General features: G+C 74.1%; 19 protein-coding genes and 1 pseudogene. 13 read left to right on the top strand and 7 right to left on the bottom strand.

Features of this window, described 5'->3' with window-relative positions:
• Window positions 1-2: 2 nt before the first annotated feature.
• Window positions 3-386 (bottom strand): GntR family transcriptional regulator, encoded by a 384-nt coding sequence (locus ACQP1P_RS38060; RefSeq protein WP_433078697.1) that lies wholly within the window; start codon window positions 384-386, stop codon window positions 3-5.
• Between the two features lie 285 nt (window positions 387-671).
• Here ACQP1P_RS38060 and ACQP1P_RS38055 point away from each other — a divergent pair, with 285 nt between their 5' ends.
• The 4 genes from ACQP1P_RS38055 to ACQP1P_RS38040 all read left to right on the top strand — a co-directional run bounded on the left by ACQP1P_RS38055 (window position 672) and on the right by ACQP1P_RS38040 (window position 4,701).
• Window positions 672-1,325 carry a hypothetical protein gene (locus tag ACQP1P_RS38055; protein WP_433078695.1) on the top strand — a complete coding sequence of 218 codons (654 nt, stop codon included), beginning with the start codon at window positions 672-674 and terminating at the stop codon, window positions 1,323-1,325.
• On the top strand, window positions 1,322-1,657 hold the full coding sequence (locus tag ACQP1P_RS38050) for a transcriptional regulator (protein ID WP_433078693.1): 336 nt from the start codon (window positions 1,322-1,324) through the stop codon (window positions 1,655-1,657). Before ACQP1P_RS38055 ends, ACQP1P_RS38050 begins: the two co-directional genes overlap by 4 nt.
• Before the next feature lie 77 nt (window positions 1,658-1,734).
• Window positions 1,735-2,598 carry a hypothetical protein gene (locus tag ACQP1P_RS38045; RefSeq protein ID WP_433078691.1) on the top strand — a complete coding sequence of 288 codons (864 nt, stop codon included), beginning with the start codon at window positions 1,735-1,737 and terminating at the stop codon, window positions 2,596-2,598.
• A gap of 69 nt (window positions 2,599-2,667) precedes the next feature.
• The gene (locus tag ACQP1P_RS38040) at window positions 2,668-4,701 is read left to right on the top strand and encodes an NAD(+) synthase (RefSeq protein ID WP_433078689.1); all 2,034 of its coding nucleotides are present in this window, start codon (window positions 2,668-2,670) and stop codon (window positions 4,699-4,701) included.
• 416 nt (window positions 4,702-5,117) lie between these two features.
• Here the strand turns inward: ACQP1P_RS38040 and ACQP1P_RS38035 are convergent, their stop codons facing one another.
• The gene (locus tag ACQP1P_RS38035; RefSeq protein WP_433078687.1) at window positions 5,118-5,666 is read right to left on the bottom strand and encodes a GNAT family N-acetyltransferase; all 549 of its coding nucleotides are present in this window, start codon (window positions 5,664-5,666) and stop codon (window positions 5,118-5,120) included.
• A 135-nt stretch (window positions 5,667-5,801) separates the two neighbouring features.
• Here ACQP1P_RS38035 and ACQP1P_RS38030 point away from each other — a divergent pair, with 135 nt between their 5' ends.
• The 5 genes and pseudogenes from ACQP1P_RS38030 (at window position 5,802) to ACQP1P_RS38010 (ending at window position 13,874) form a co-directional block, all read left to right on the top strand.
• On the top strand, window positions 5,802-7,643 hold the full coding sequence (locus ACQP1P_RS38030; protein ID WP_433078685.1) for a hypothetical protein: 1,842 nt from the start codon (window positions 5,802-5,804) through the stop codon (window positions 7,641-7,643).
• An 85-nt stretch (window positions 7,644-7,728) separates the two neighbouring features.
• Window positions 7,729-9,018: pseudogene (locus tag ACQP1P_RS38025) on the top strand (serine/threonine protein kinase); the annotation flags it as partial.
• A gap of 1,191 nt (window positions 9,019-10,209) precedes the next feature.
• The gene (locus ACQP1P_RS38020) at window positions 10,210-12,408 is read left to right on the top strand and encodes a diguanylate cyclase domain-containing protein (protein ID WP_433090276.1); all 2,199 of its coding nucleotides are present in this window, start codon (window positions 10,210-10,212) and stop codon (window positions 12,406-12,408) included.
• A gap of 17 nt (window positions 12,409-12,425) precedes the next feature.
• Window positions 12,426-13,088, top strand: coding sequence for a hypothetical protein (locus tag ACQP1P_RS38015; RefSeq protein ID WP_433078683.1), 663 nt, complete (start codon window positions 12,426-12,428; stop codon window positions 13,086-13,088).
• A 105-nt stretch (window positions 13,089-13,193) separates the two neighbouring features.
• The gene (locus tag ACQP1P_RS38010) at window positions 13,194-13,874 is read left to right on the top strand and encodes a PP2C family protein-serine/threonine phosphatase (RefSeq protein ID WP_433078681.1); all 681 of its coding nucleotides are present in this window, start codon (window positions 13,194-13,196) and stop codon (window positions 13,872-13,874) included.
• Window positions 13,875-13,880: 6 nt separating this feature from the next.
• On the opposite strand, the gene ACQP1P_RS38005 is transcribed toward ACQP1P_RS38010, so the two are convergent.
• The 4 genes from ACQP1P_RS38005 to ACQP1P_RS37990 form a co-directional block, all read right to left on the bottom strand.
• On the bottom strand, window positions 13,881-14,291 hold the full coding sequence (locus ACQP1P_RS38005; RefSeq protein WP_433078679.1) for a GntR family transcriptional regulator: 411 nt from the start codon (window positions 14,289-14,291) through the stop codon (window positions 13,881-13,883).
• 52 nt (window positions 14,292-14,343) lie between these two features.
• Window positions 14,344-15,075, bottom strand: a complete 732-nt coding sequence (locus ACQP1P_RS38000; protein WP_433078677.1) for a YcnI family protein — start codon at window positions 15,073-15,075, stop codon at window positions 14,344-14,346.
• A gap of 63 nt (window positions 15,076-15,138) precedes the next feature.
• On the bottom strand, window positions 15,139-15,615 hold the full coding sequence (locus ACQP1P_RS37995; protein WP_433078675.1) for a vitamin K epoxide reductase family protein: 477 nt from the start codon (window positions 15,613-15,615) through the stop codon (window positions 15,139-15,141).
• Window positions 15,602-16,480, bottom strand: coding sequence for a DUF929 family protein (locus ACQP1P_RS37990; RefSeq protein WP_433078673.1), 879 nt, complete (start codon window positions 16,478-16,480; stop codon window positions 15,602-15,604). The genes ACQP1P_RS37995 and ACQP1P_RS37990 overlap by 14 nt, the downstream gene beginning before the upstream one ends.
• Before the next feature lie 274 nt (window positions 16,481-16,754).
• Between ACQP1P_RS37990 and ACQP1P_RS37985 the strand changes: the two genes are divergently transcribed.
• Window positions 16,755-17,576, top strand: a complete 822-nt coding sequence (locus ACQP1P_RS37985) for a cyclase family protein (protein WP_433078671.1) — start codon at window positions 16,755-16,757, stop codon at window positions 17,574-17,576.
• A 55-nt stretch (window positions 17,577-17,631) separates the two neighbouring features.
• Window positions 17,632-17,856, top strand: coding sequence for a CbtB domain-containing protein (locus ACQP1P_RS37980; protein WP_433078669.1), 225 nt, complete (start codon window positions 17,632-17,634; stop codon window positions 17,854-17,856).
• A 40-nt stretch (window positions 17,857-17,896) separates the two neighbouring features.
• Here ACQP1P_RS37980 and ACQP1P_RS37975 read toward each other — a convergent pair whose 3' ends face one another.
• Window positions 17,897-18,526 (bottom strand): (2Fe-2S)-binding protein, encoded by a 630-nt coding sequence (locus ACQP1P_RS37975; RefSeq protein WP_433078667.1) that lies wholly within the window; start codon window positions 18,524-18,526, stop codon window positions 17,897-17,899.
• 129 nt (window positions 18,527-18,655) lie between these two features.
• On the opposite strand from ACQP1P_RS37975, the gene ACQP1P_RS37970 reads away from it, so the two are divergent.
• A complete protein-coding gene (locus ACQP1P_RS37970) occupies window positions 18,656-19,144 on the top strand; it encodes a sigma-70 family RNA polymerase sigma factor (protein ID WP_433078665.1) in 489 nt (162 codons plus the stop codon).
• Window positions 19,141-19,818, top strand: coding sequence for a zf-HC2 domain-containing protein (locus ACQP1P_RS37965; RefSeq protein WP_433078663.1), 678 nt, complete (start codon window positions 19,141-19,143; stop codon window positions 19,816-19,818). The genes ACQP1P_RS37970 and ACQP1P_RS37965 overlap by 4 nt, the downstream gene beginning before the upstream one ends.
• Window positions 19,819-20,031 lie beyond the last annotated feature (213 nt).

Here is a 20,031-nt window from a genome sequence, read left to right as displayed (position 1 = left end):
GCCTATTCTTCAACAACCACCTCGACCGTCTCGGCATCGACCTGCTCGACGGTGCCGTCGGCGCGGCGGATCTCCAGCAGCGGCACGCCGCGCTCGATGCCGAGCCGGGCCCGCTCCTGCGGGCTGGGCATCCGCCCGACGAGCGCGGCGCCGCGCTCGAGCACGATCCGACGCCGCGCCGGCCGGGCCCGTACCCGCGCCGCCCGGCCCCGCTGGGTGGCGATGATGCCCTCCTCGCGCAGCAGGGCCAGGGCGCGCCGGACGGTCATGAGGCTGACGGCGAACTCCCGCATGAGGAGGGCCTCGGCGGGCAGCGGCCGCCCTTGCGCGTACTCGCCGGCCGCGACCTGCTCCCGGAGCCGGTCGGCCACGGCGCGGTAACGCACCACCGGCTCCCTGCTCCGCCCCCGCACGCGGCGACGGTAGCCCACAAGGCCGTATGGCCATAAATACTGCTCACACAAGTGCTTCGCGCCGTGCTGTACCGGCGCGACGGCGAAGGCCGGCAGCCCCGCCTCGAGCGCCTGCGGTGCGACGGCCGTTCAGCAGCAGCGCCGGGCCGTCGCACCGGGGGCCGGGGCCGGGCGCATCCGGCCGCGGCGGGAACGCCGGCTTCGCGATCTCCGACGGAGACGGTGGCGGAAACTGGTTTCCTGTGCCAACCTATTGGCATGAGTACTGAATCGGTGCCCGCCGGTGACGATCCGCGCCGGCTGCTCTCGGAAGCGCGCGGCCTCGCCCGCCGCGTGCGCGTCGATCAGCGCGTGACCTGGTTCGCGCTGCTGGTCCTGGCGGTGGCCACGTTCGCCGCGATCCCGTTCGACTGGTACCTCTTCGACTCCGCCGAGTCCTGGCGCCGGGGCGTGCTGTTCTACTGGCCGCCGGCGCTGCTGCTGGCCTACGCGGCGATCGCGGCCTGCTACGTCCGGGTCGCCCGGGCGCGGGGCCTGGGCGCTCGCGTGCGGCCGTACGCGATCACCGGCGTCGGCCTGACTGTGCTGTTCACCGCCGCCTGGATCGCCGCGCGGCTGTACTTCCCGGCGCACCCGCAGCGGCTGCCCGAATGGGCCCTCGTGATCGACCGGCTCATCGCGCCGTGGGGCACGATCGGCGTGGCGCTGCTCGTGCTGGCCCGGCTCGAGCGCAACGTCGGGCTGCTGGTGTTCACCCTCGCGTACCTGACCGTGGTGCTGGTGCCGATCGACTTCGGCTGGCACCTGCAGGGGCAGGGGGGCACGTTGTTCCTGCCGCAGCAGTGCATCAACGGCATCGTGCTGCTGCTGGGCGCCGCCGGCTTCGGGCTGGCCGAACGGCGGCGGCGATGACCGACGAGCCGCTGCACCCCGTCAACGGGCTGGACGAGGTGGTCCACCAGCGGGTCCGGCTGGGCATCCTCACCATCGCCCACGAGGCGCGCCGGGCGGAGTTCGGCTACCTGCGCGCCCAGCTCGACCTCACCGCCGGCAATCTGTCCAAGCACCTGAGCGTGCTGGAGACGGCCGGGCTGATCGAGATCGAGAAGGGCTACGCCGGCAAGCGCGGGCGCACCTGGATCAGCCTCACCGCCGCCGGGGACACCGCGCTCGCCGAGGAGGTGGCGCGGCTCAAGCAGCTGATCGCCCGGGTCGAGACCGGGCAGCCGCGGCGGGAGGACTGAGCGGCCCGCCCTTCGGGTGTGCGGGCGGTGCGTGGTGCGGCTAGCGTCGGCGTCGATACCTACAGCAGGAGGTAGCGATGGCATGGAGAGCCGCACGCTCGTTGCTGGTCCTCCACCAACAGTTGCAGGCCGGGGCGCCGCGGGCGCGCCCGCCCGGGACCGGGGCCGACGAGTGGGGGCTGATCGGCGACGCGGCGCATGATCCGACCTCCGACCACTCGCCGCACAACTTTCCCGGCTGGGGAAACCAGATCGTCACCGCGGCGGACTTCCCCAACCGGCCGGACCTCGGGCTCGACGCCCACCGGGTGCTCGACGACATCCGGCGCTCGCGCGACGGCCGGGTGAAGTACGGCATCTCCAACGGGCAGATGTTCTCCAGCTATGCGGTCAGCGGGTACGGGGCGTGGACCTGGCGGCCCTACAACCCCAAGAACGGCGACCGGCACTTCACGCACGGCCACCTGTCCGTCGTCGGCGACGCGCGGGCGGACGGCACCCAACCCTGGCAGACGATCGGCGCTGGACTCGGCGGCGGCGACGAGGAGGATGACGACGACATGGGCGCTTCGTTCGGTCCGATCAACATCGAGCGCGAGGGTGTCACCTCGCTGACGATCCCGCCGGTGCAGGCCGGGGTGGCCGACCCGCGACCGGCGTGGCTGAACTTCTGCAACGACACGGGGCAGGTGTACGGGCTGCGCGTGTGGTACACCACCGGCAACGAGACCTTCTCGCCGTTCCCGGGCACCAGCAACGGGCAGCTCGCCCTGCGCTCCGGGCAGCGCTGGAGCGGCGACATCCCCGCGGGCACCTCCTGCCTGTCGATCCTGCGCCAGGCGATCGACGTCGACGGCAACGTGGTCGCGCCGACGGCCGAGTACCGCGCGTACGCCGGCCACCTCACCTGCGCCATCGAGCGCGGCGCCGTCAAGCGCTGAGGTCGACGTCACGGCCGGTGCGGGCGGGACCCGTGCCGGCCGTGGGCGCGGCTGGACCATGATGGGACCGTGAACTTCCGCTCGATCTACGCCCACGGCTTCGCCCGGGCGGCCGCCTGCACCGGGCAGACCGCCATCGCCGACCCGCCCGCCAACGCCGCGGCGATCCTGCGGCAGGCGCGGGAGTGCTCGGACGAGGGGGTCGCCCTCGCCGTCTTCCCGGAGCTGGGCCTCAGCGGGTACAGCATCGAGGATCTTCTGCTGCAGGACGCCGTGCTCGACGGGGTCGAGGACGCGCTCGCGCAGGTCGTGGCCGGGTCCGCCGATCTGCTGCCGGTGCTCGTCGTCGGGGCGCCGCTGCGGCACCGGGGGCGCGTCTACAACTGCGCGGCCGTCGTGCACCGCGGCCGCCTCCTCGGCGTCGCGCCCAAGTCGTACCTGCCCAACTACCGCGAGTTCTACGAGGCCCGCCAGCTCACCGCCGGCGACGCCGAGCGGGGCGGGACGATCCGGGTCGGGGGAGCGGACGTGCCGTTCGGGCCCGACCTGCTCTTCGCCGCCGACGACCTGCCCGGGTTCGTCCTGCACGTGGAGGTGTGCGAGGACATGTGGGTGCCGGTCCCGCCGAGCGCGGAGGCCGCACTCGCCGGGGCGACGGTGCTCGCGAACATCTCCGGCAGCCCCATCACCGTCGGCCGGGCCGAGGACCGCCGGCTGCTGTGCCGGTCGGCGTCGTCGCGGTGCCTGGCCGCGTACGTGTACGCCGCCGCCGGCCTCGGCGAGTCCACGACCGACCTGTCGTGGGACGGCCAGACGATGATCTACGAGAACGGGGCGCTGCTGGCCGAGACCGAGCGCTTCCCCGACGGCGAGCGGCACGCCGTCGCCGACGTCGACCTGGACCTGCTGCGCCAGGAGCGTCAGCGGATGGGCACGTTCGAGGACAACCGGCGCACCCACGAGGAGCGCACGCGCGACTTCCGGCGCATCGCGTTCACGCTCGCCCCGCCCGACACCGACCTCGGGCTGCGCCGCGTGGTCGAGCGCTTCCCGTTCGTGCCCGCGGACGTGGAGCGGCTCGCGCTGGACTGCTACGAGGCGTACAACATCCAGGTCGCCGGCCTGCGCCAGCGTCTCGCCGCGATCGGCGAGCCGAAGGTCGTCATCGGGGTCTCCGGCGGGCTCGACTCGACCCACGCGCTCATCGTGGCCGCGCGCGCGATGGACCGGGCCGGCCGCCCGCGCACGGACATCCTCGCCTACACGATGCCGGGTTTCGCCACGTCGAGCGGCACCAGGGACAACGCTTTCGCCCTGATGCGGGCCCTGGGCGTGAGCGTGCACGAGCTCGACATCACCCCCACGGCGCGGCTCATGCTCGCCGAGCTCGGGCACCCCTTCGCCGCGGGCGAGCCCGTCTACGACGTGACGTTCGAGAACGTGCAGGCCGGGCTGCGCTACGACTACCTGTTCCGCATCGCCAACCACCGCGGCGGCATCGTGCTGGGCACCGGGGACCTCTCGGAGCTGGCGCTGGGCTGGTCGACGTACGGCGTCGGCGACCACATGAGCCACTACAACGTCAACGGCGGCGTGCCCAAGACGCTCATCCAGCACCTGATCCGCTGGGTCGCCGCGAGCGGGCAGTTCACCGACGAGGTCGCCAAGATCCTGTCGGTGATCGTCGAGCAGGAGATCAGCCCCGAGCTCGTGCCGGGGGAGGAGCTGCAGTCCTCGGAGTCGAAGGTCGGCCCGTACGCGCTGCAGGACTTCACGCTGTTCCACGTGCTGCGCTTCGGGATGCGCCCGTCGCGGATCGCCTTCCTGGCCTGGCACGCGTGGCGCGACGCCGACGCCGGGGCGTGGCCGGTGCACTTCCCGGACCACCGGCGCGTCGCCTACGACCTGCCGGAGATCCGGCACTGGCTCGAGGTGTTCTGCCGGCGGTTCTTCGGCTTCGCCCAGTTCAAGCGCTCCGCCCTGCCCAACGGCCCGAAGGTCTCGGCGGGCGGCTCCCTGTCCCCGCGCGGCGACTGGCGGGCCCCGTCGGACGGCAACGCCAACGCCTGGCTGCGTGACCTCGAACGGTGGGACATGTCGTGAGCCGCTGCGGCTGGACGCGGAACGCGGCGGCCCGCTCAGCCCTCCTGCGCTGAGGCGAGGGCCTCGGCCGGCGAGCCGAACCGGTGCGCCACGGCGACCCGCCCGCCGCGGACCCGGAACAGCGTCGCGACCCGGGCCGCCGCCCCACTCGGCGTCCTGCTCGACGACCATGGCGCCGGCCCCGGCGGGATACCACGAGACCGCCCGCAGGGCGATGCCCGAGCGGGTGACCCACTCGGCGAACGCGTCGGCCGTGATCGGACCGGCCCCGCGCGGCCCCGAGACGGCGGCGCGGGCCGCATCCGGGTCCCGGCGGTTCGCCGGACGGCGACGTGCGCGCGCTCGTCGCCCTCATGGGCCGGCTGGTCGCGGCCCAGGCCGGCCTGCCGCGCCCCTGATCGGCCGGGCGCGACGGGCTACGGGCGCGGGTCGCCGGCGTACTCGGAGCGCACCATCGAGTACAGGTACAGGCTGCGCCACCGGCCCTGCCGGAACTGCGACGCCCGGATCTCGCCCTCGCGGGTGAACCCGGCCTTCTCCAGCGCCCGCTGCTCGGCGACGTTCTCCACGTCGGTGTACGCCTCCACGCGCTCGACCGGCGTCGTGTCGAACAGGTACGCGGCCAGCATCCGCTGCGAGGCCGTGCCCGCCCCCCGGCCCCGGAACCCGGGCAGCAGTTGGATGCCGATGGTCCAGCAGGCCCAGGTCGGCACCCCGTAGGTGGTGCGGCTCCAGTGCACGGTGCCCGCGGTGACCGGGCCGGAGTCCCCGTCCAGCTGCACGATGAGGCACCCGCCGTCCGGGCCGATGAGCCGGTTCTCCTCGAAGCGGCGGCGGGTGGCGACGATGTCGCGATACCCGGACCAGTTGAACCCGCCCCCGGTCTCGGGGTCGTCGGCCTGCCGCTCCAGCAGCCACAGATCGCCGGCCGTCACCGGCCGCAGCACCACGTCCGGAGTATCCACTGGCGCAGCCTACCGGCGGCGGGGGCCGATCGACGGCCCGCCCGTTCGGTTGCAGTCTGTCGAGAACCCGTCGGGGACGAGCCGAAGCCGCGCCGGCGGACGATGATGGGCGCGGGCAGAGGTTGGAGAACCGCAATGACGTCGGGTTCCGGCGCGCTTGAATGCGTCGAGACTGACATCGTTCGATCGGCCGGTGTCGCACCGGCCGACACCGCGCAACCGGTCGCCGAGGGCTTGCACGCGCTGCACGCCGACGGGGACCTGAGGACCGCACGCCGGTGCTTCGACGTCGCGTACGCGCGCGCCGAGGCGGCCGGGGACGTGGCCGGCATGGCCGAGGCCGCGCTCGGGTTCGCGGGCGTCTGGGTGCACGAGCACCGCACCGGCGCCGGGGCGGCCGTGCTGGAGCAGCGGCTGAGCCGGCTGCTGGGGCTGGTCGATCCGCAGGGTGCCGTGGCGGTACGGCTCCGGGCCCGCCTCGCCGCCGAGCGCGACTACCGCGAGGGTCGCAGCGACGCCGTCCTGGCCGTGCTCGAGGACGCCCGCGCGCACGGCGACCCCGTCGCCCACGCCGAGGCGCTCAGCCTGGCGCACCACTGCCTGCTCGGCCCCGAGCAGCGGCTGCTGCGCCGCGAGATCGCCGTGGAGCTGCTCGGCGTGAGCACCCGCACCGGCCGCCGCGGCGACCTCGTCATGGGCCTGCTGTGGGTCACCGCCGACCTGTTCCTGGACGGCGACCGGCACGCCGAGCGGCGCCTCGGCGAGCTGCGCCACCTGCTCGCCGAGCGGCCCCACCTCGCCGCCGGCTACGTCGCCGACGCCATGGACGTCATGCGCGAGATCCGCGCCGGGCGGTTCGAGGAGGCCGAGCGGGCCGCGCGGGCGTGCTTCGAGCGCGGCGACCGGGCCGGGGACGCCGACGCCGCCGGCTGGTACGGCGCGCACCTCGTGGCCATTCGCTGGTACCAGGGCCGGCTTGAGGAGCTGCGCCCGATGCTCGACCGGATGGTGCACGAGCCGACGCTGTCCGCGGTGGACAACGCCTACTACGCGGTGCACGCCGTCGCCGCGGCCGAGGCGGGCGACCTGCGCACCGCCGCGCACGCCCTGGCCCGGCTGCGCGGCCCGTCGCTCAAGGAGCTGCCGCGCTCGGGCAGCTGGCTGGTCACCATGCACGGCATCGTCGAGGCGGCGCGCCTGCTCGGCGACGCCGACCTGGCCGCCGAGGCCTACGAGCTGCTGCGGCCGCACGCGCAGCGCCCGGCGATGGTCAGTCTCGGGATCGCGTGCTTCGGCTCGGTACACCACGCGCTCGGCGTGGCCGCGGCCGTCTTCGGCCGCCGTGACCTGGCGGTGGAGCACCTCACCCGGGCCGTCGAGCACAACCGGGCGCTCGGTCACTGGCCGGCCGCGGAGGCGTCCCGGTGCGCCCTGGACCGGCTCGGTCCCGACCAGCCCGACCGGGCCGTCTGCGTGCGGGAGCGGCAGCACTGGCGCCTGGACTGGGGGGAGCGCTCGGTGCTCGTGGAGAACAGCGTGGGCATGCTGCACCTCGCGGTCCTGCTCGCCAACGCCGGCACCGAGATCCCCGCCGTCGAGCTGGCGATGGGCGTCACCGGCCTCGCCGAGGCCGTGGGGGCGCGCACGTCGCCGCAGGCGGTCCTCGACCAGGAGGCGATGCGGCGGTACCGCACCCGCGTCGCCGACCTGCGCGCGGAGATGGAGTCCACCTCGGACCGCCGCCGCGCGGAGGCCGCCCGGCTGGAGAGCGAGGCCCTCATGGCCGAGCTGGCGGGCAGCGTGGGCATCGGCGGCCGGAGCCGGCGCTTCGTCGACAACGCGGAGCGGGCGCGGGTCGCGGTGGGCAAGGCGATCCGCCGCGCGATCGCCCGGGTCGAGGAGTCGGACGCGGGGCTGGGCCGGCACCTGCGCGAGACCGTGCACACGGGGCGGCGCTGCTCGTACCGGCCGGTGTGAGGCGCGGCGGGCGGCCGCGGCGCCGTAACCCAACAACGGCGGACAAAACGGTCAAGTCCCGGCCGGCCCGGTCGATGGGGACCGTGTGCACCCTGAGGCGGCCCGGCGGCTGGGCGCGCTCCCGCGCACGGGAGCGAAGACGCTCACGCCCGTCACGCTGCCCGGCGGACGCCCCGCGGTGCGCAAGGCCTGGGCCGGCGGCGAGGACGCCGGCGACCGCCTGCGCCGCGAGGCCGTCATCCTGCAGCGCCTCGAGGGCGTCGAGGGCGTGCCGGTCCTGCTGGAGCCGTGCGACGGGACCTGCCTGCTGCTGGCCGACCTCGGCGGGGAGCCGGTCGCCGGCCGGCAGACCCCGCAGCGGCTCGGCGAGCTCGCCGAGGGGCTGGCGCGGATCCTCGCCGCCGTCCACGACCGCGGCGTCGTGCACAAGAACGTCAACCCGGCCAACATCTACGCCACCGCCCGCGGGCCGCTGCTGGTCGACTTCGATCTTGCCACCACGTTCGCCGAGGAGCGGCCCGGATTCACGCATCAGCACGAGATCGCCGGGACCCTCGCCTACCTGGCGCCCGAGCAGACCGGCCGCACCGGGCGGCCCGTCGACCACCGCGCCGACCTGTACTCGCTCGGCGCCACCCTGTACGAGTACGCCACCGGCCACCCCCCGTTCCCGGCCGGCACCGCCCTGCAGCTCGTCCACGACCATCTCGCCACGGCGCCCGCCCCGGCCGGCGGCGAGCTCGGGCCGATCATCGCCAAGCTCCTGGAGAAGGAGCCCGACCGGCGGTACCAGAGCGCGGAGGGGCTCCTGCACGACCTGCGCACCCGCCCGGCCGTGCTCGGCGAGCGGGACTTCGCCCGGCGCCTCAGCCCGCCGTCGCGGCTGATCGGCCGCGAGCGGGAGGTCGAGGCGCTGCACCGCGCCTTCGCCGACGCCCTGACCGGCAAGACCCGCGGGCTGCTCGCCGCCGGGGGGCCCGGGGTGGGCAAGACGGCCCTCGTCAACGAGCTGCGGCCGCTGGTCACCGCGAGCGGCGGCTGGTTCGTCATGGGCAAGTTCGACCAGTACCGCCGCGACCCCGACTCCGACGCCGTGCGCCAGTCGATGCGCGCCCTCGCCCGGCTGCTGCTCGCCGAGGCCGGGCCGGACCTCGGCCCCCGGCTGCGCGACGCCCTCGGCCCCAACGCCGGGCTCCTGGCCGGGGCGTTGCCCGAGTTCGCGGTCCTGCTCGGCGCCGAACCGGAGCCGGACACCACCGAGCTCGAGACCGGCTCGCGGCTGCAGCAGGCCGCCGTGGACGTCCTGCGGGCCGTCGCCTCGCCGGTGCACCCGGTCGTCATGGTCGTCGACGACCTGCAGTGGGCCGGCGCCTTCCCGATCGGGGTCGTCGACGCCATCCTGTCCGACACCACCCTGCAGGGCGTCCTCGTCGTCGGCGCCTACCGGGACGCCGAGGTCGACGAGGCCCACCCGCTCGCCGCCACCCAGGCGCGCTGGGCCCGCCAGCCGGGCGCCCCGGCGGTGCTGCGCCTGGCGAACCTGCCCCCGGACGACCTGGCCGAGTTCCTCGGCGAGATGCTGCGCCTGGAGCCGGGGCGGTCCGCCGAGCTCGCCGCGGCCGTCGGGCGGCACACCGGCGGCAACCCGTACGACACCGTCGAGCTCGTCAACGCCCTGCGCCGCGACCGGGTGCTCACCCTGGAGGCCGAGGGCTGGCGCTGGGACCCCGGGGCGGTGCGCGGCCACATCGGCGCCACCGACGTCCTCGACCTCGTCGTGGCCCGCATCGGCGCGCTGCCGCCGGTGACCCGCGACGCCGTGCAGTCCCTGGCCTGCCTCGGCGGCGAGGTCGGGCTCGGCGACGTCGAGGACCCGGGCGCGCTCGTGCCGGCGCTGGAGGACGGGCTGCTGGTGCTCGAGGAGCAGCGTGACGTCGTGCGGTTCCGCCACGACCGGGTGCAGCAGGCCGCCTACCGGATGCTCGGCCCCGACCAGCGCCGCGCCCGGCACCTGCACATCGCCCGGCGGGTCGGGGAGGGCAACCTCGCCGCCGAGCAGTACCTGCAGGCCGTCGACCTGCTCGACGACCCCGCCGAGAAGGCCCGCGTCGCCGGGCTGTTCCGGGCCGCGGCCGGGGCGATCCGGCTCATGAACGGCGGCGTCGCCGAGCGGTTCCTGCTCGCCGCGCAGGACCTCGGCGACGAGCACGACCCGCAGCTGCTCACCGAGCTGCATGCCACCCTCTACCAGCTGGGCCGCCTCGCCGAGGCCGACGACCGCTTCGCCGAGCTGGAGCGCCGCGGCACCGACCCGCTGGAGCTCGTCGACGCCACCTGCGTGCAGATCTACAGCCTCACCAACCGGCACCGCTCGCCCGAGGCCGTCGCGCTCGGCGAGCGGCTCCTGGCCCGGCTCGGCGTCACCCGGCCCGAGAACCTCGGCGACACCCTCGGCGAGCGGCTGCGGGACCTGGCCCGGTGGGCGGCCGAGGTCGCGCGGGGCCGCGACGACCGGCCCGAGCGGCGCGACCCGACCCTCGCCGGGATCGGCAAGATCCTCGAGAAGATGCTGTCACCGGCGTTCTTCTGCGACCGGATGGCGTTCATCTGGGTCGTGCTGGAGAGCCACCGGCGCTGGGTCGAGCACGGGCCGAGCCCGGCGCTCATGGCCGGGCTCGGGCGCATCCCGACCGTCGTGATCGCGATGGGGCAGGACTACCGGACCGCGTACGACGTGGCCCGGCACGTGCTCGCGGTGGGGGAGGACCGCGGGTACGTGGTCGGCGCCGCCCGCGTCCGCTACGTCTTCGCCGGGTTCGTGCAGCCGTGGTTCGAGCCGCTGGAGGCCAACGTCGCGACCCTGGCCCGGGCGCGGGAGGACGTGCTGCACACCGGCGACGTGCAGTACGCCTGCTTCGCGTACGACTTCTCGATCGCGGCCCTGCTCGACTGCGCGCCGACCCTGGACGCGTGGGCGGCCGAGATCGACGCCGGCCTGGCCCTGGCCGAGCGGACCCGCAACGAGATCGGCCTGATCAGCTACGAGCCGTTCGCGCAGCTGCTGCGGACCCTGCGCGGGGAGCCGCGCCGCCCCGAGCCGGACTACGCCAAGCAGCCGGTCGGGCTCGCGAACTTCCACGTGTACCGGGCGCTGGAGGGCGCCCTCATGGGTGACGAGGGCGCGTTGCGGGAGCACAGCGCGACGGCGATGACGATGCTCGGCGCCATCCCCGGCATCTACACGACCGCCACCGCGCATCTCGTGCGCGCCCTCGCCCTCAGCCGCGCCCCGGGCGGCGACGCGGAGGAGCTCGAGCGCGTCCACGGCTGGCTGCGGCAGCGGGCCGGGGAGTCGCCGGGCACGTTCGCGCACCTGGCCGCGCTCGTCGACGCCGAGCGGTGCACGGATCCGCTCGACGCGCTGCGCGCGTTCCAGACGGCCCTGGATCTCGTACCGCCCGAGCCGCGACCGTGGCATCGCGCCTACATCACCGAGCGCGCCGGCCTGGCCCACCTCGCCGCCGGGCTCACGCACACCGGCCGGGGCCTGCTGGACGAGGCCCGGAGGCTCTACGCGGCCTGGGGCGCCCGCGGCAAGGCGCTCGCGATGGCCGGCGAGCCGGTCGGCGAGCGCGGGGCGGCCGGGCCGGCCGGGGCCGCCGACGGGCCGGTGACCAGCGACGCGATCGACCTCATGGCGGTGCTCGCGGCCTCGCGGGCGCTGAGCTCGCAGACCAGCCTCGACCGGCTCCGGGACCAGGTCGCCGAGGTGCTCAGCGCGATGACGGGGGCCTCGGCGGTACGGCTGCTGCTGTGGGATCCCGACGCGCGCGCCTGGCGGCTGTCGACCGACGCGGGGCAGCAGAGCCTCGAGGACGCCGGCGCGGCCGGGCTGCTGCCGGTCACCGCCGTGCGCTACGCCGACCGGGTCCGGGAGCCGCTCGTCGTCGCCGACGCGTGCCGGGACGGCCGGTTCGCCCGCGACCCGTACCTCACCGGCCTCGACGCCTGCTCGCTCATGGTCCTGCCGGTCGTCGTGCACGGCCAGCCGCGGGCCATGCTGGTGCTGGAGAACCGGCTCAGCCGCGGCGCGTTCACCGGCGACCGCCTCGACGCCGTCGACCTCATCGCCGGGCAGCTGGCCGTGTCGCTGGACAACGCGCTGCTGTACGCGTCGCTGGAGCGCAAGGTCGCCGAGCGCACCGAGGCCCTGGAGGCCGCGAACGAGCGGCTGGCCGTGCTCAGCGTCACCGACCCGCTGACCGGCCTGGCCAACCGGCGCAAGTTCACCGACGGCCTCGGCGAGGAGTGGCGCCGGGCCGCGCGCAACCACGGGACGCTCGCCGTCGCCATGATCGACATCGACCACTTCAAGCTGTACAACGACCACTACGGCCATCCGGGCGGGGACGCCTGCCTGCGCAAGGTCGCCGGCGCCCTGCAGCGCACCGTGCGCGCCACCGACCTCGTCGCCCGGCTCGGCGGCGAGGAGTTCGCGGTGGTGCTGCCCGACACCGACCTGACCAGCGCCTGCGTGGCCGCCGAGCGGCTGCGGGCGGGGGTCGAGGGGCTCGGCGAGCCGCACCGGCGCACCCGCACCGGCGTCGTCACCGTGAGCGTCGGCGTGGCGGCCGCGCGGCCCGGCGGAGGCGACGAACCGGAGCGGCTCGTCGAGGCCGCGGACGTGGCGCTGTACGAGGCGAAGCGCGAAGGGCGCAACCGGGTCGCGCCGGGTTTGCGGCCCCCGGTAATCTCAGCGGTTTGAGGGAGCAAGCAACGGCGATGGCGGACCACCGCGCGGACCAGCCCACCGGCGAGCAGGCCGGCGGGCCGGTGACGCTGACGTTCGCGGAGCTGGAGTTCGTGCTGCGCTCCGCGGCCGAGCGCGGGGCCGAGGTCGACGACGTGCGCCGCCGGCTCAACTTCCAGCCCGGGGTCTCCACCGGGATCGTGGTCGCCTCCGGGGTCGCCTCCCTCGTCGCGCGGGACCTGTGCCGCCTCGACGACAGCGGCGTGCGGCCCGGCGAGTTCGTGCAGGGCGCGATCGCGGCCCTGGCGACCCGGCACACGAGCACCGAGGCGGCCGGCTGGCTCGACGAGCGCCCCGTCGTGGTGCACCTGTTCTCCGGCGTGACCGGCCGGCTCGCGGTCTACCCGGGCTCCTACGGGCTCTTCTCCGTCGAGCTCATCGACGCGACCGAGCCCCTGTCGGCGCCCGTGCTCCGATTCCTGGACCTGTGCACCTCCGGCGACGGCGCGGCCACGGTGCTGATCCGCACCCAGGCCGGCGCGGCCGGCGAGTCCGGCGTCGCGGTCGCGCGCAGCGCCGCCGGTGCCTGGTTCATGTCCGACTCGTTGGAACGACCGGACCCGGGTCGCCCCCTGGCCCGTGCGGCCGTCGTCGCCCGCCTCCTGTCGCTGCTCGCGCAGCCGGTGGGCGTCTGATGGGCGCCGGGCAGCCCGTCGTGTCCGGTCGTTTCGGCGATGGTGCGATCTTGACGATAGTGGGATCTTGATGGCGTTCGTGGTTTCGATGGCGGTGGAGGGCTGATGGCGACAATCCGGGCCGGCAAGGCGACCGACGTCGGGAAGATCCGCCGCCGCAACGAGGACAGCGCGCTGGTCGGCGAGTGCATCTTCGCCGTGGCCGACGGCATGGGTGGCCACGCGGCCGGCGACGTCGCCAGCCACCTGGCGGTCACGGCCCTGGAGCGCCTCGACGGCGTCGCGGGCCCGGGCCCCCTCGACATCCGCGACGAGATCGTCCAGGCCAACGCCGACATCCTGGCCGCGGCCGCGGCGGACCCGACCCAGGGCGGCATGGGCACCACGGCCGCCGGCCTGTGCCTGGGCAAGGTCGACGGCGACGAATGCTGGATCATCTTCAACGTCGGGGACTCGCGGGTGTACCGCTTCGCCGCCGGCGCCCTCGACCAGCTCACGATCGACCACGTGGCCCCCGAGGCGGTCACGATGCGCCGAGGCGTGATCACGCGCGCCCTGGGCACCGACCCGGGCCCGCGGCCGGACCTGTGGGTGCGCACGGCCGAGGCCGGGGAGCGCTTCCTGGTCTGCTCGGACGGCCTGCCGCTGGAGCTGACCGACGACGAGATCGCCACGGTGCTGACGAGCTGCGAGGACCCACAGGCGGCGGCGGACGAGCTGGTCCGCCGGGCGGTGCTGGCCGGCGGCCGGGACAACGTGACAGTGGTCGTGGTCGACAACGTCTAGCTATAGCTAGTCGCCGGAGCGGGGCCACCGGACTGCGGTTCCGGCGGCCGGGTGCACCTCCTCGACGTCCCCGGTGCGCACGACGAGCACGGGCACCCCGTCGGGCAGCCCGAGCTCGTCGCGCTCACGGGGCGTCGGCATGCGGGCCCGGACCACGCTGGCGGGGCCGGCCTCGACCACGTTCCCGGGCGCCTCGACGGCCGGCACGGCGCGCCGCTCGACCCGGATGTTGCAGTCCCGGCCGATGACCAGCAGGCCCTCGTTGCGCAGGATCTTGACGGCCTTGAGCGCGGTGTCCCGCCCGACCCCGAACTCCCTGGCGATCTGGTCGGCGCTGGGTATCAGCGCCCCGACGGCCAGCTCGCCGCCGCAGATCCGCTGCCGGAGGACGTCCGCGATATGGTCGTAGCGCGCCACCCGTCCAATGTAGCCAAGTGGCCCTACGGAACAAAAGCCCCCTTCGATGCGCCTAGGCGCTCGGGGACGCGGCGCGGCGGTAGGCCAGCACACCCACCACCAGCCCGGCCAGGCCCAGGACCAGCCCCGCGATGCCCAGGCCGATCGCGGTGCCGTCGGAGGACGAGGACGCGGACGACCCCGAGTCGGCGGCGTTCACCGTCGGGCCGGCCGAGGTCGTCGCGCCGGCCACGGCGGTGTCGGCCTTCTTCGACAGCTTCAGCACCGGCGCCGGGTGCTCGGCCTCCCCGCCGGGCGCGGGCTCGTCGATCCAGCGCACGACCTCGCCGCTGGAGTACGTCTGCAGGGCCTTGAACACGATCTGGTCGACCTGCGGCAGCGGGCCCAGGGACACGTCGAACTCCTGGAACTGGTGCGGCTTGATCGCCGAGTTCGCGTCCGCCGTCCACGTGATCTTCGAGACGGCCTCGGTCAGCTCGGCGCCGCCCTCGGTCTTCACCGGCGTCGCCAGCTTCGTCGTCTCGGTCGCCGCCGTCCAGCCCTGCACGGGCTTGAGCGACACCGACGCGATCGGCTTGTCGGTCGGGATGGCGACCTCGACCTTCGTCGTGCCGGCGTCGTCGCGCTCGTTCGGCACGCGGAAGGTCACCTTCGTGTACCCGCCCTGGACGGCGGTGTTCGGGTTGACCGTGACGTGCGCGGAGGCGAGCGCGGGGAAGGCGAGCGCCGCAGTGACGGCCGCGGCGACGGCGACACCGGCGCGGACCACGTGGGTCAGGCGCATGACGGGAGCATCCTCTCAGCAGACGTGTACCGCGGTTAGTCGGCGCACGCCCCCCGAAAGTTCCTACAGATCGGACGGGTCGGCGTAGGCGGTCCCGACGGCCGTCACCGCGAACAGCGCCACCGCGAGCACGTGCACCCCGGTGCACCACAGGCAGATCGCGTGCAGCGTGAACAGCTCCGCGAACACCAGGTAGAACACGAAGAGCACGCCGATCGCGGCGAGCGCCAGCCGGCCCATCCGGATCGCGGGCATCGACGAGCGCCACAGCGGGCCCGGCGCGAGCGCGAGCATCGCGACGAAGTAGACGAGGCCGAGCACGGCCACGGGGATGCCGAACACGGCCGACTGCTCGGACGTGGTGACCTTCAGGCAGTTCAGCGCGCCGGTGTCCGGGCAGGCGAGCGTGGTGGACGCGGTGAAGTGCTCGATCGTGAGGTACACCGAGATCCCGAGCCCGGCGATCGCGAGCACCAGCGACGTGAGCGGCACCCACGGCTGGACCAGGCTGCGGTCGAGCTCGATCTCACTGGCCGACATTCGCGAACTCCCCCTGGTAGGCGCGCACGGCCGCGCTGGAGCACACGTCCGCGGGCTGGTTCCCGGTGATCTTGCACAGCAGGGCGGTCATGGCGTTGGCGCTGCCGTCGATCGCCCGGCCGACCTGGCTGTTCGGGTCCTTGATCGCGTCGAGCACCTGCTGGTGCGTGTGGTTCGCCAGTAGCTGCGGGCTGTAGGAGGCGCCGGCCTGGATGGCCTTGTTCGCGAAGTCCATGAACGGGATCGCCCCGGCCGAGTCCTGGGACACGTAGGGCGGCGCGTTGTACTTGGCGAGCACCTGCTGCTGCGCGGGGGTGAGCTGGTCCAGCGGCGCGTACTGCCCGCCGACCCGCTTGTTCGTGGTCGTCTCGACGCCCTGGAACGCCAGATACTGACTGGTGTACGTGGCGCCGTGGAACGACAGCGTCGGCGTGTTGGGGTACGCGTCGTCGGCCGCGGACGTCGTGAGCGTCAGCCCGCTGAACGTGCCGAACCGCGACAGCGCGATGACCACGGGCCAGCGCTGGGCCGCGCAGAACGGGCAGTACTCGGCGCCGACGTAGAGCACCAGCGGCTTGCCGCCGTCGGTGAGCGCGGGCTGCCCCGTCAGCGCGGTCGGCAGGGCCGGCTTCTCGCCCGCGGCCACGGTGTCGAGGGTCGCGGCCGGCACCGAGGTCACCCCGCTGATGACCGCCTCGGCCGAGGCGCCGGTGGGCAGGGCGCTCGGCGCCTGCGCGCCGCCGCCCCCGGTGCCGAGCTTGACCAGCCCCATCACCACGAAGACCAGCAGCACGGCCCCGATCGCGGAGTACGCGATCCGCATCCGCGCGCGCCGGGCGGTGGACCGCTCCTGGATCATGCGCATGCGCCGCGCATACTCGCGCGAGTCACGCTGCCGTTTCGACACGCGGCCAACCTCCTGCGGTGTGCGGTTGCGTTCGTTTCCTTAGTCGCACGCGGCGGGCGACCGGTTCCCGCCAACCGCCCAAAGATCACCCTAAGCGACCCGGTTGGGAGAAGTCCGAGTCGAAAGTCCCGGAACATGCATGACTCAGGTCCGTCGTGGGCGCGACCGTTGCTCCCGTCAGAAATCCCGGCCTCCGCGGTGGGCAGGACCGCACCCACGTAGATTGACGCCTATGCAGAGACGACACCTGCTCGCCGCCGCGGCCGGAGGGGCCGTCGCGGGCGCCGCCGGGCTCGCCGGCACCGCGGACGCCGCCGACACCGACGCCTTACGCCCGGGCAAGACCCGGCTCATCAGCCTGTCCCACGTCAACGACCCGGCCAAGACCAACATCTACCCAGGTGACCCCGCGTTCACGCTCGAGACGATCGCGACGATCGAGAACGAGGGCTATTACCTGCAGTACGTCCGCGAGGGCGAGGCGACCGGCACCCACTGGGGCGCCCCGGGCCACTTCAACGCCGGTGAGCCCCTCGCCGACGACCTCGACCCGAACGACCTGTTCCTGCCCGCGGTGAAGATCGACGTGCGCGACAAATGTGCCCGCAACGCCGACTACGCATTGACGATCGACGACGTCAAACAGTGGGAGAAGCGGCACGGCCGCATTCCCGCCGAATCCATGATCATCATGTGGACCGGCTGGGAGTACAAATGGGGCACCCCGGCCTTCCCGAACCTCGACCGCGACGGCGTGCTGCACCAGCCCGGCTTCGCGCCCGAGACGATCCAGTGGTTCATCGACACCGGCCGCATCGGCCGCAACGGGGGCACCGGCATCGACACGTTCGGCCCCGACCTCGGCACCGACCCCGAGTACCTCGCCTCGCTGCTGGTGTACCGGCGCCACCGGATCAGCCTCGAGATCCTCGCGAACCTGGCCCAGTTCCCGACCACCGGCGCCTCCGTGCTCGCCGGCGGGTTCATCAACCACAAGGGGTCGGGCTCGACCGCTCTCGTCTTCGGCGTCATCCCGCCGGGCGTGCATGTGTGAGTGAGGCCGGGCCGGTCCGATTGACGTAAGGACCGGCCCGCCTTAGTGTCCTTTTATGAGCACGATGTCCGGAGCCGAGTTGTCCCAGGCGGCGACCACCCCGCTGGTCCTGCCCGTCTCCCGCTCGCTGGTCTGGCTCGGCGGCACCGCGCTGCTCGCCCTGCTGCTGTACTACTTCATCGGCATCGACCAGGGCGCCGTGTCGATCTTCGGCAGCGACAGCCACGTGCACGAGTTCGTGCACGACGGCCGCCACTTCCTCGGCTTCCCCTGCCACTAGCGCGCTCGGCTCTCGGCTTCTCCGGCGGCTTCCCCTGCCGCTAGCGCAGGTTGAGTACGCAGTCCCCGCAGGTGCCGCCGCCGGGGACGCGGTAGTAGAGGCAGCAGTTGCGCCGCTGCACCCGGCCGCCCCGCACGTCGGCCATGCCCCGCAGCGGCGCCCGCTCCAGCAGCCCGGCGACGATCGGCCAGGCGCCGGCGGAGAGCTGCCCCGCGGCCCCGCCGAGCGCCGAGGCCACGTTGCCCCAGAGCACGTGAGGCGAGAGCCGGAACCGCTCCCCGAACACGGACACGAGCGGCTCGACCAGCCCGAGCACGACCACGTCGAAGAACTCGCCCGCCGGCCGGGACCCCGAGCCCGAGACCGCCATGGGCAGCGGCCCGCCCGGCACCTCCCGCCACCAGAGATCCTCCGGCGTCACGGCCGGGATCGAACCCGAGTCGAGCGCCCGGGCGAGGGGCGGCGAGACGAGCCTCGACGCGTACCCCAGCAGCAACACCGACGCGACCACCCGCTCCGGCAGCGCGGAGACCTCCAGCCCGAACATCCCCGCGAGCGCCGCCCGCGACGCCGCCACCCGCGAGGCCGCCACGTCCGGGGACAGCAGCTGCGGGAACGGCCGCCACGACGGGCCGCCGTCGTGCGGCTCCCAGACGAAGTACGGATTCACGCCCGAACCCTAGCCGCTCGACGGGCGCGGAAAGTTCCCGAGTTGGTTGAACCCTGAACCGTCTGGTGGGGTAGAGGTCGACAGGGAGGCCGTCGAGAGGGGCTGCGCGTGACGCGCGACGAAGAGCTCATGACCGCGCTGTACACCGAGCACTACGGTGTGCTGCTCGCCTTCGTCTCGCGGTACGAGCGGGACCGCCACCGCGCCGAGGACCTCGTGCAGGACACCCTCCTGCGGGCCTGGAAGCACATCGAGCGCATCGACGTCAGCCGGGACACCACGCGGGCCTACCTGCTCACCATCGCGCGCAACGTGGTCAGCAACAACTGGCGCGCCGAGCAGCGCCGGCCCAAGCTCGTCTCCGACCCCGACGCGGTGGCGGCCGTCGCGGACCCCGGCAACGTCGACGAGCTCGTCGAGGGGTGGCTGATCACCGCCGCCCTCGACCGCCTCTCCGTCGAGCACCGCGAGGTGATCCGGTCGGTGTACTACGACGGCCGCACGGTCGCCGACACGGCGAAACGCCTCTCGGTACCGGAGGGTACCGTCAAGTCGCGCGCCTACTACGCGGTCCGGGCGCTTCGGGCGGTGTTCGAGGAGATGGGGGTATTACGGTGACCGCCGGCCACGACGCGGTGCGCCGGCTGCTCGGGGCCTACGTCCTGGGCGGCCTCGCCGACACCGACCAGGACACCGTCGACGCCCACCTGAGCACGTGCGCCGAGTGCCGCGGCGAGGTAGGGCGCCTGGCCGCCGTACCGGAGCTGCTGCAACGCCTCCCGAACGGCCCCGGCGCACCGCTCGAGCCGCCCTCCCGCGCCGGCCTCGACGCCTTCCTGCGCCGGGCCCGGCCGCGGCGCCTGCCGGTCGTGGCCCTCGCCGCCGCCTGCCTCGTGCTGGCGGTGCTCGTCGGCCTGCTGGCCGTGAACCGCCCGGAGTCCTCGTCCCCGCCACCGCAGGCCGGCGCGGCGCCGAGCGCCTCGGCGAACCCGGGCACCATCGTGGAGTTCGAGGCCGCGGCGGGCAGCGGGCTGTCGGGGCGGGCGACGCTGAGCCCGCGGCAGTGGGGGGTGTCGGTGTCCCTGGAGCTCGCGGGGCTGCCGGGCGAGGGGCCCTTCACGATGCAGGTCCTCGGGCGCGGCGGGCAGTCGGAGCAGGCGGCGTGCTGGGGGCGGACTCAGACGGCGCAGGCGCGGGTGACGGGGGCGAGCTCGATCCAGCTGGCGAACGTGGACTCGATCCAGGTCGCGGACCACGATGGGCATTTGCTGGGCTCGGCTCGTCTGGCCTGACGCGTGTGGATCGTTCCGTCGCCGCAGCGCTATTCCACTGCACCGGGCCGAGATCGCACCGTCCGTGGGCCTCCATGCGGGCCGAACCCGATTGCCGGCTTCGAGCAACGCGCACCGGTCGTGCTCGCCGTTGGGAAAGTGCCGGCCGTGCGGGGCGGTCGACTTGCCGGAGTCAAACCCGTAAAGGTTGCGGTTCGGGTGGCCGATGGTTGC

This window comes from Dactylosporangium sp. CA-052675 (assembly GCF_050947935.1).
Taxonomy (GTDB): domain Bacteria; phylum Actinomycetota; class Actinomycetes; order Mycobacteriales; family Micromonosporaceae; genus Dactylosporangium.
This window is presented reverse-complemented; position numbering and strand designations above follow the sequence as displayed.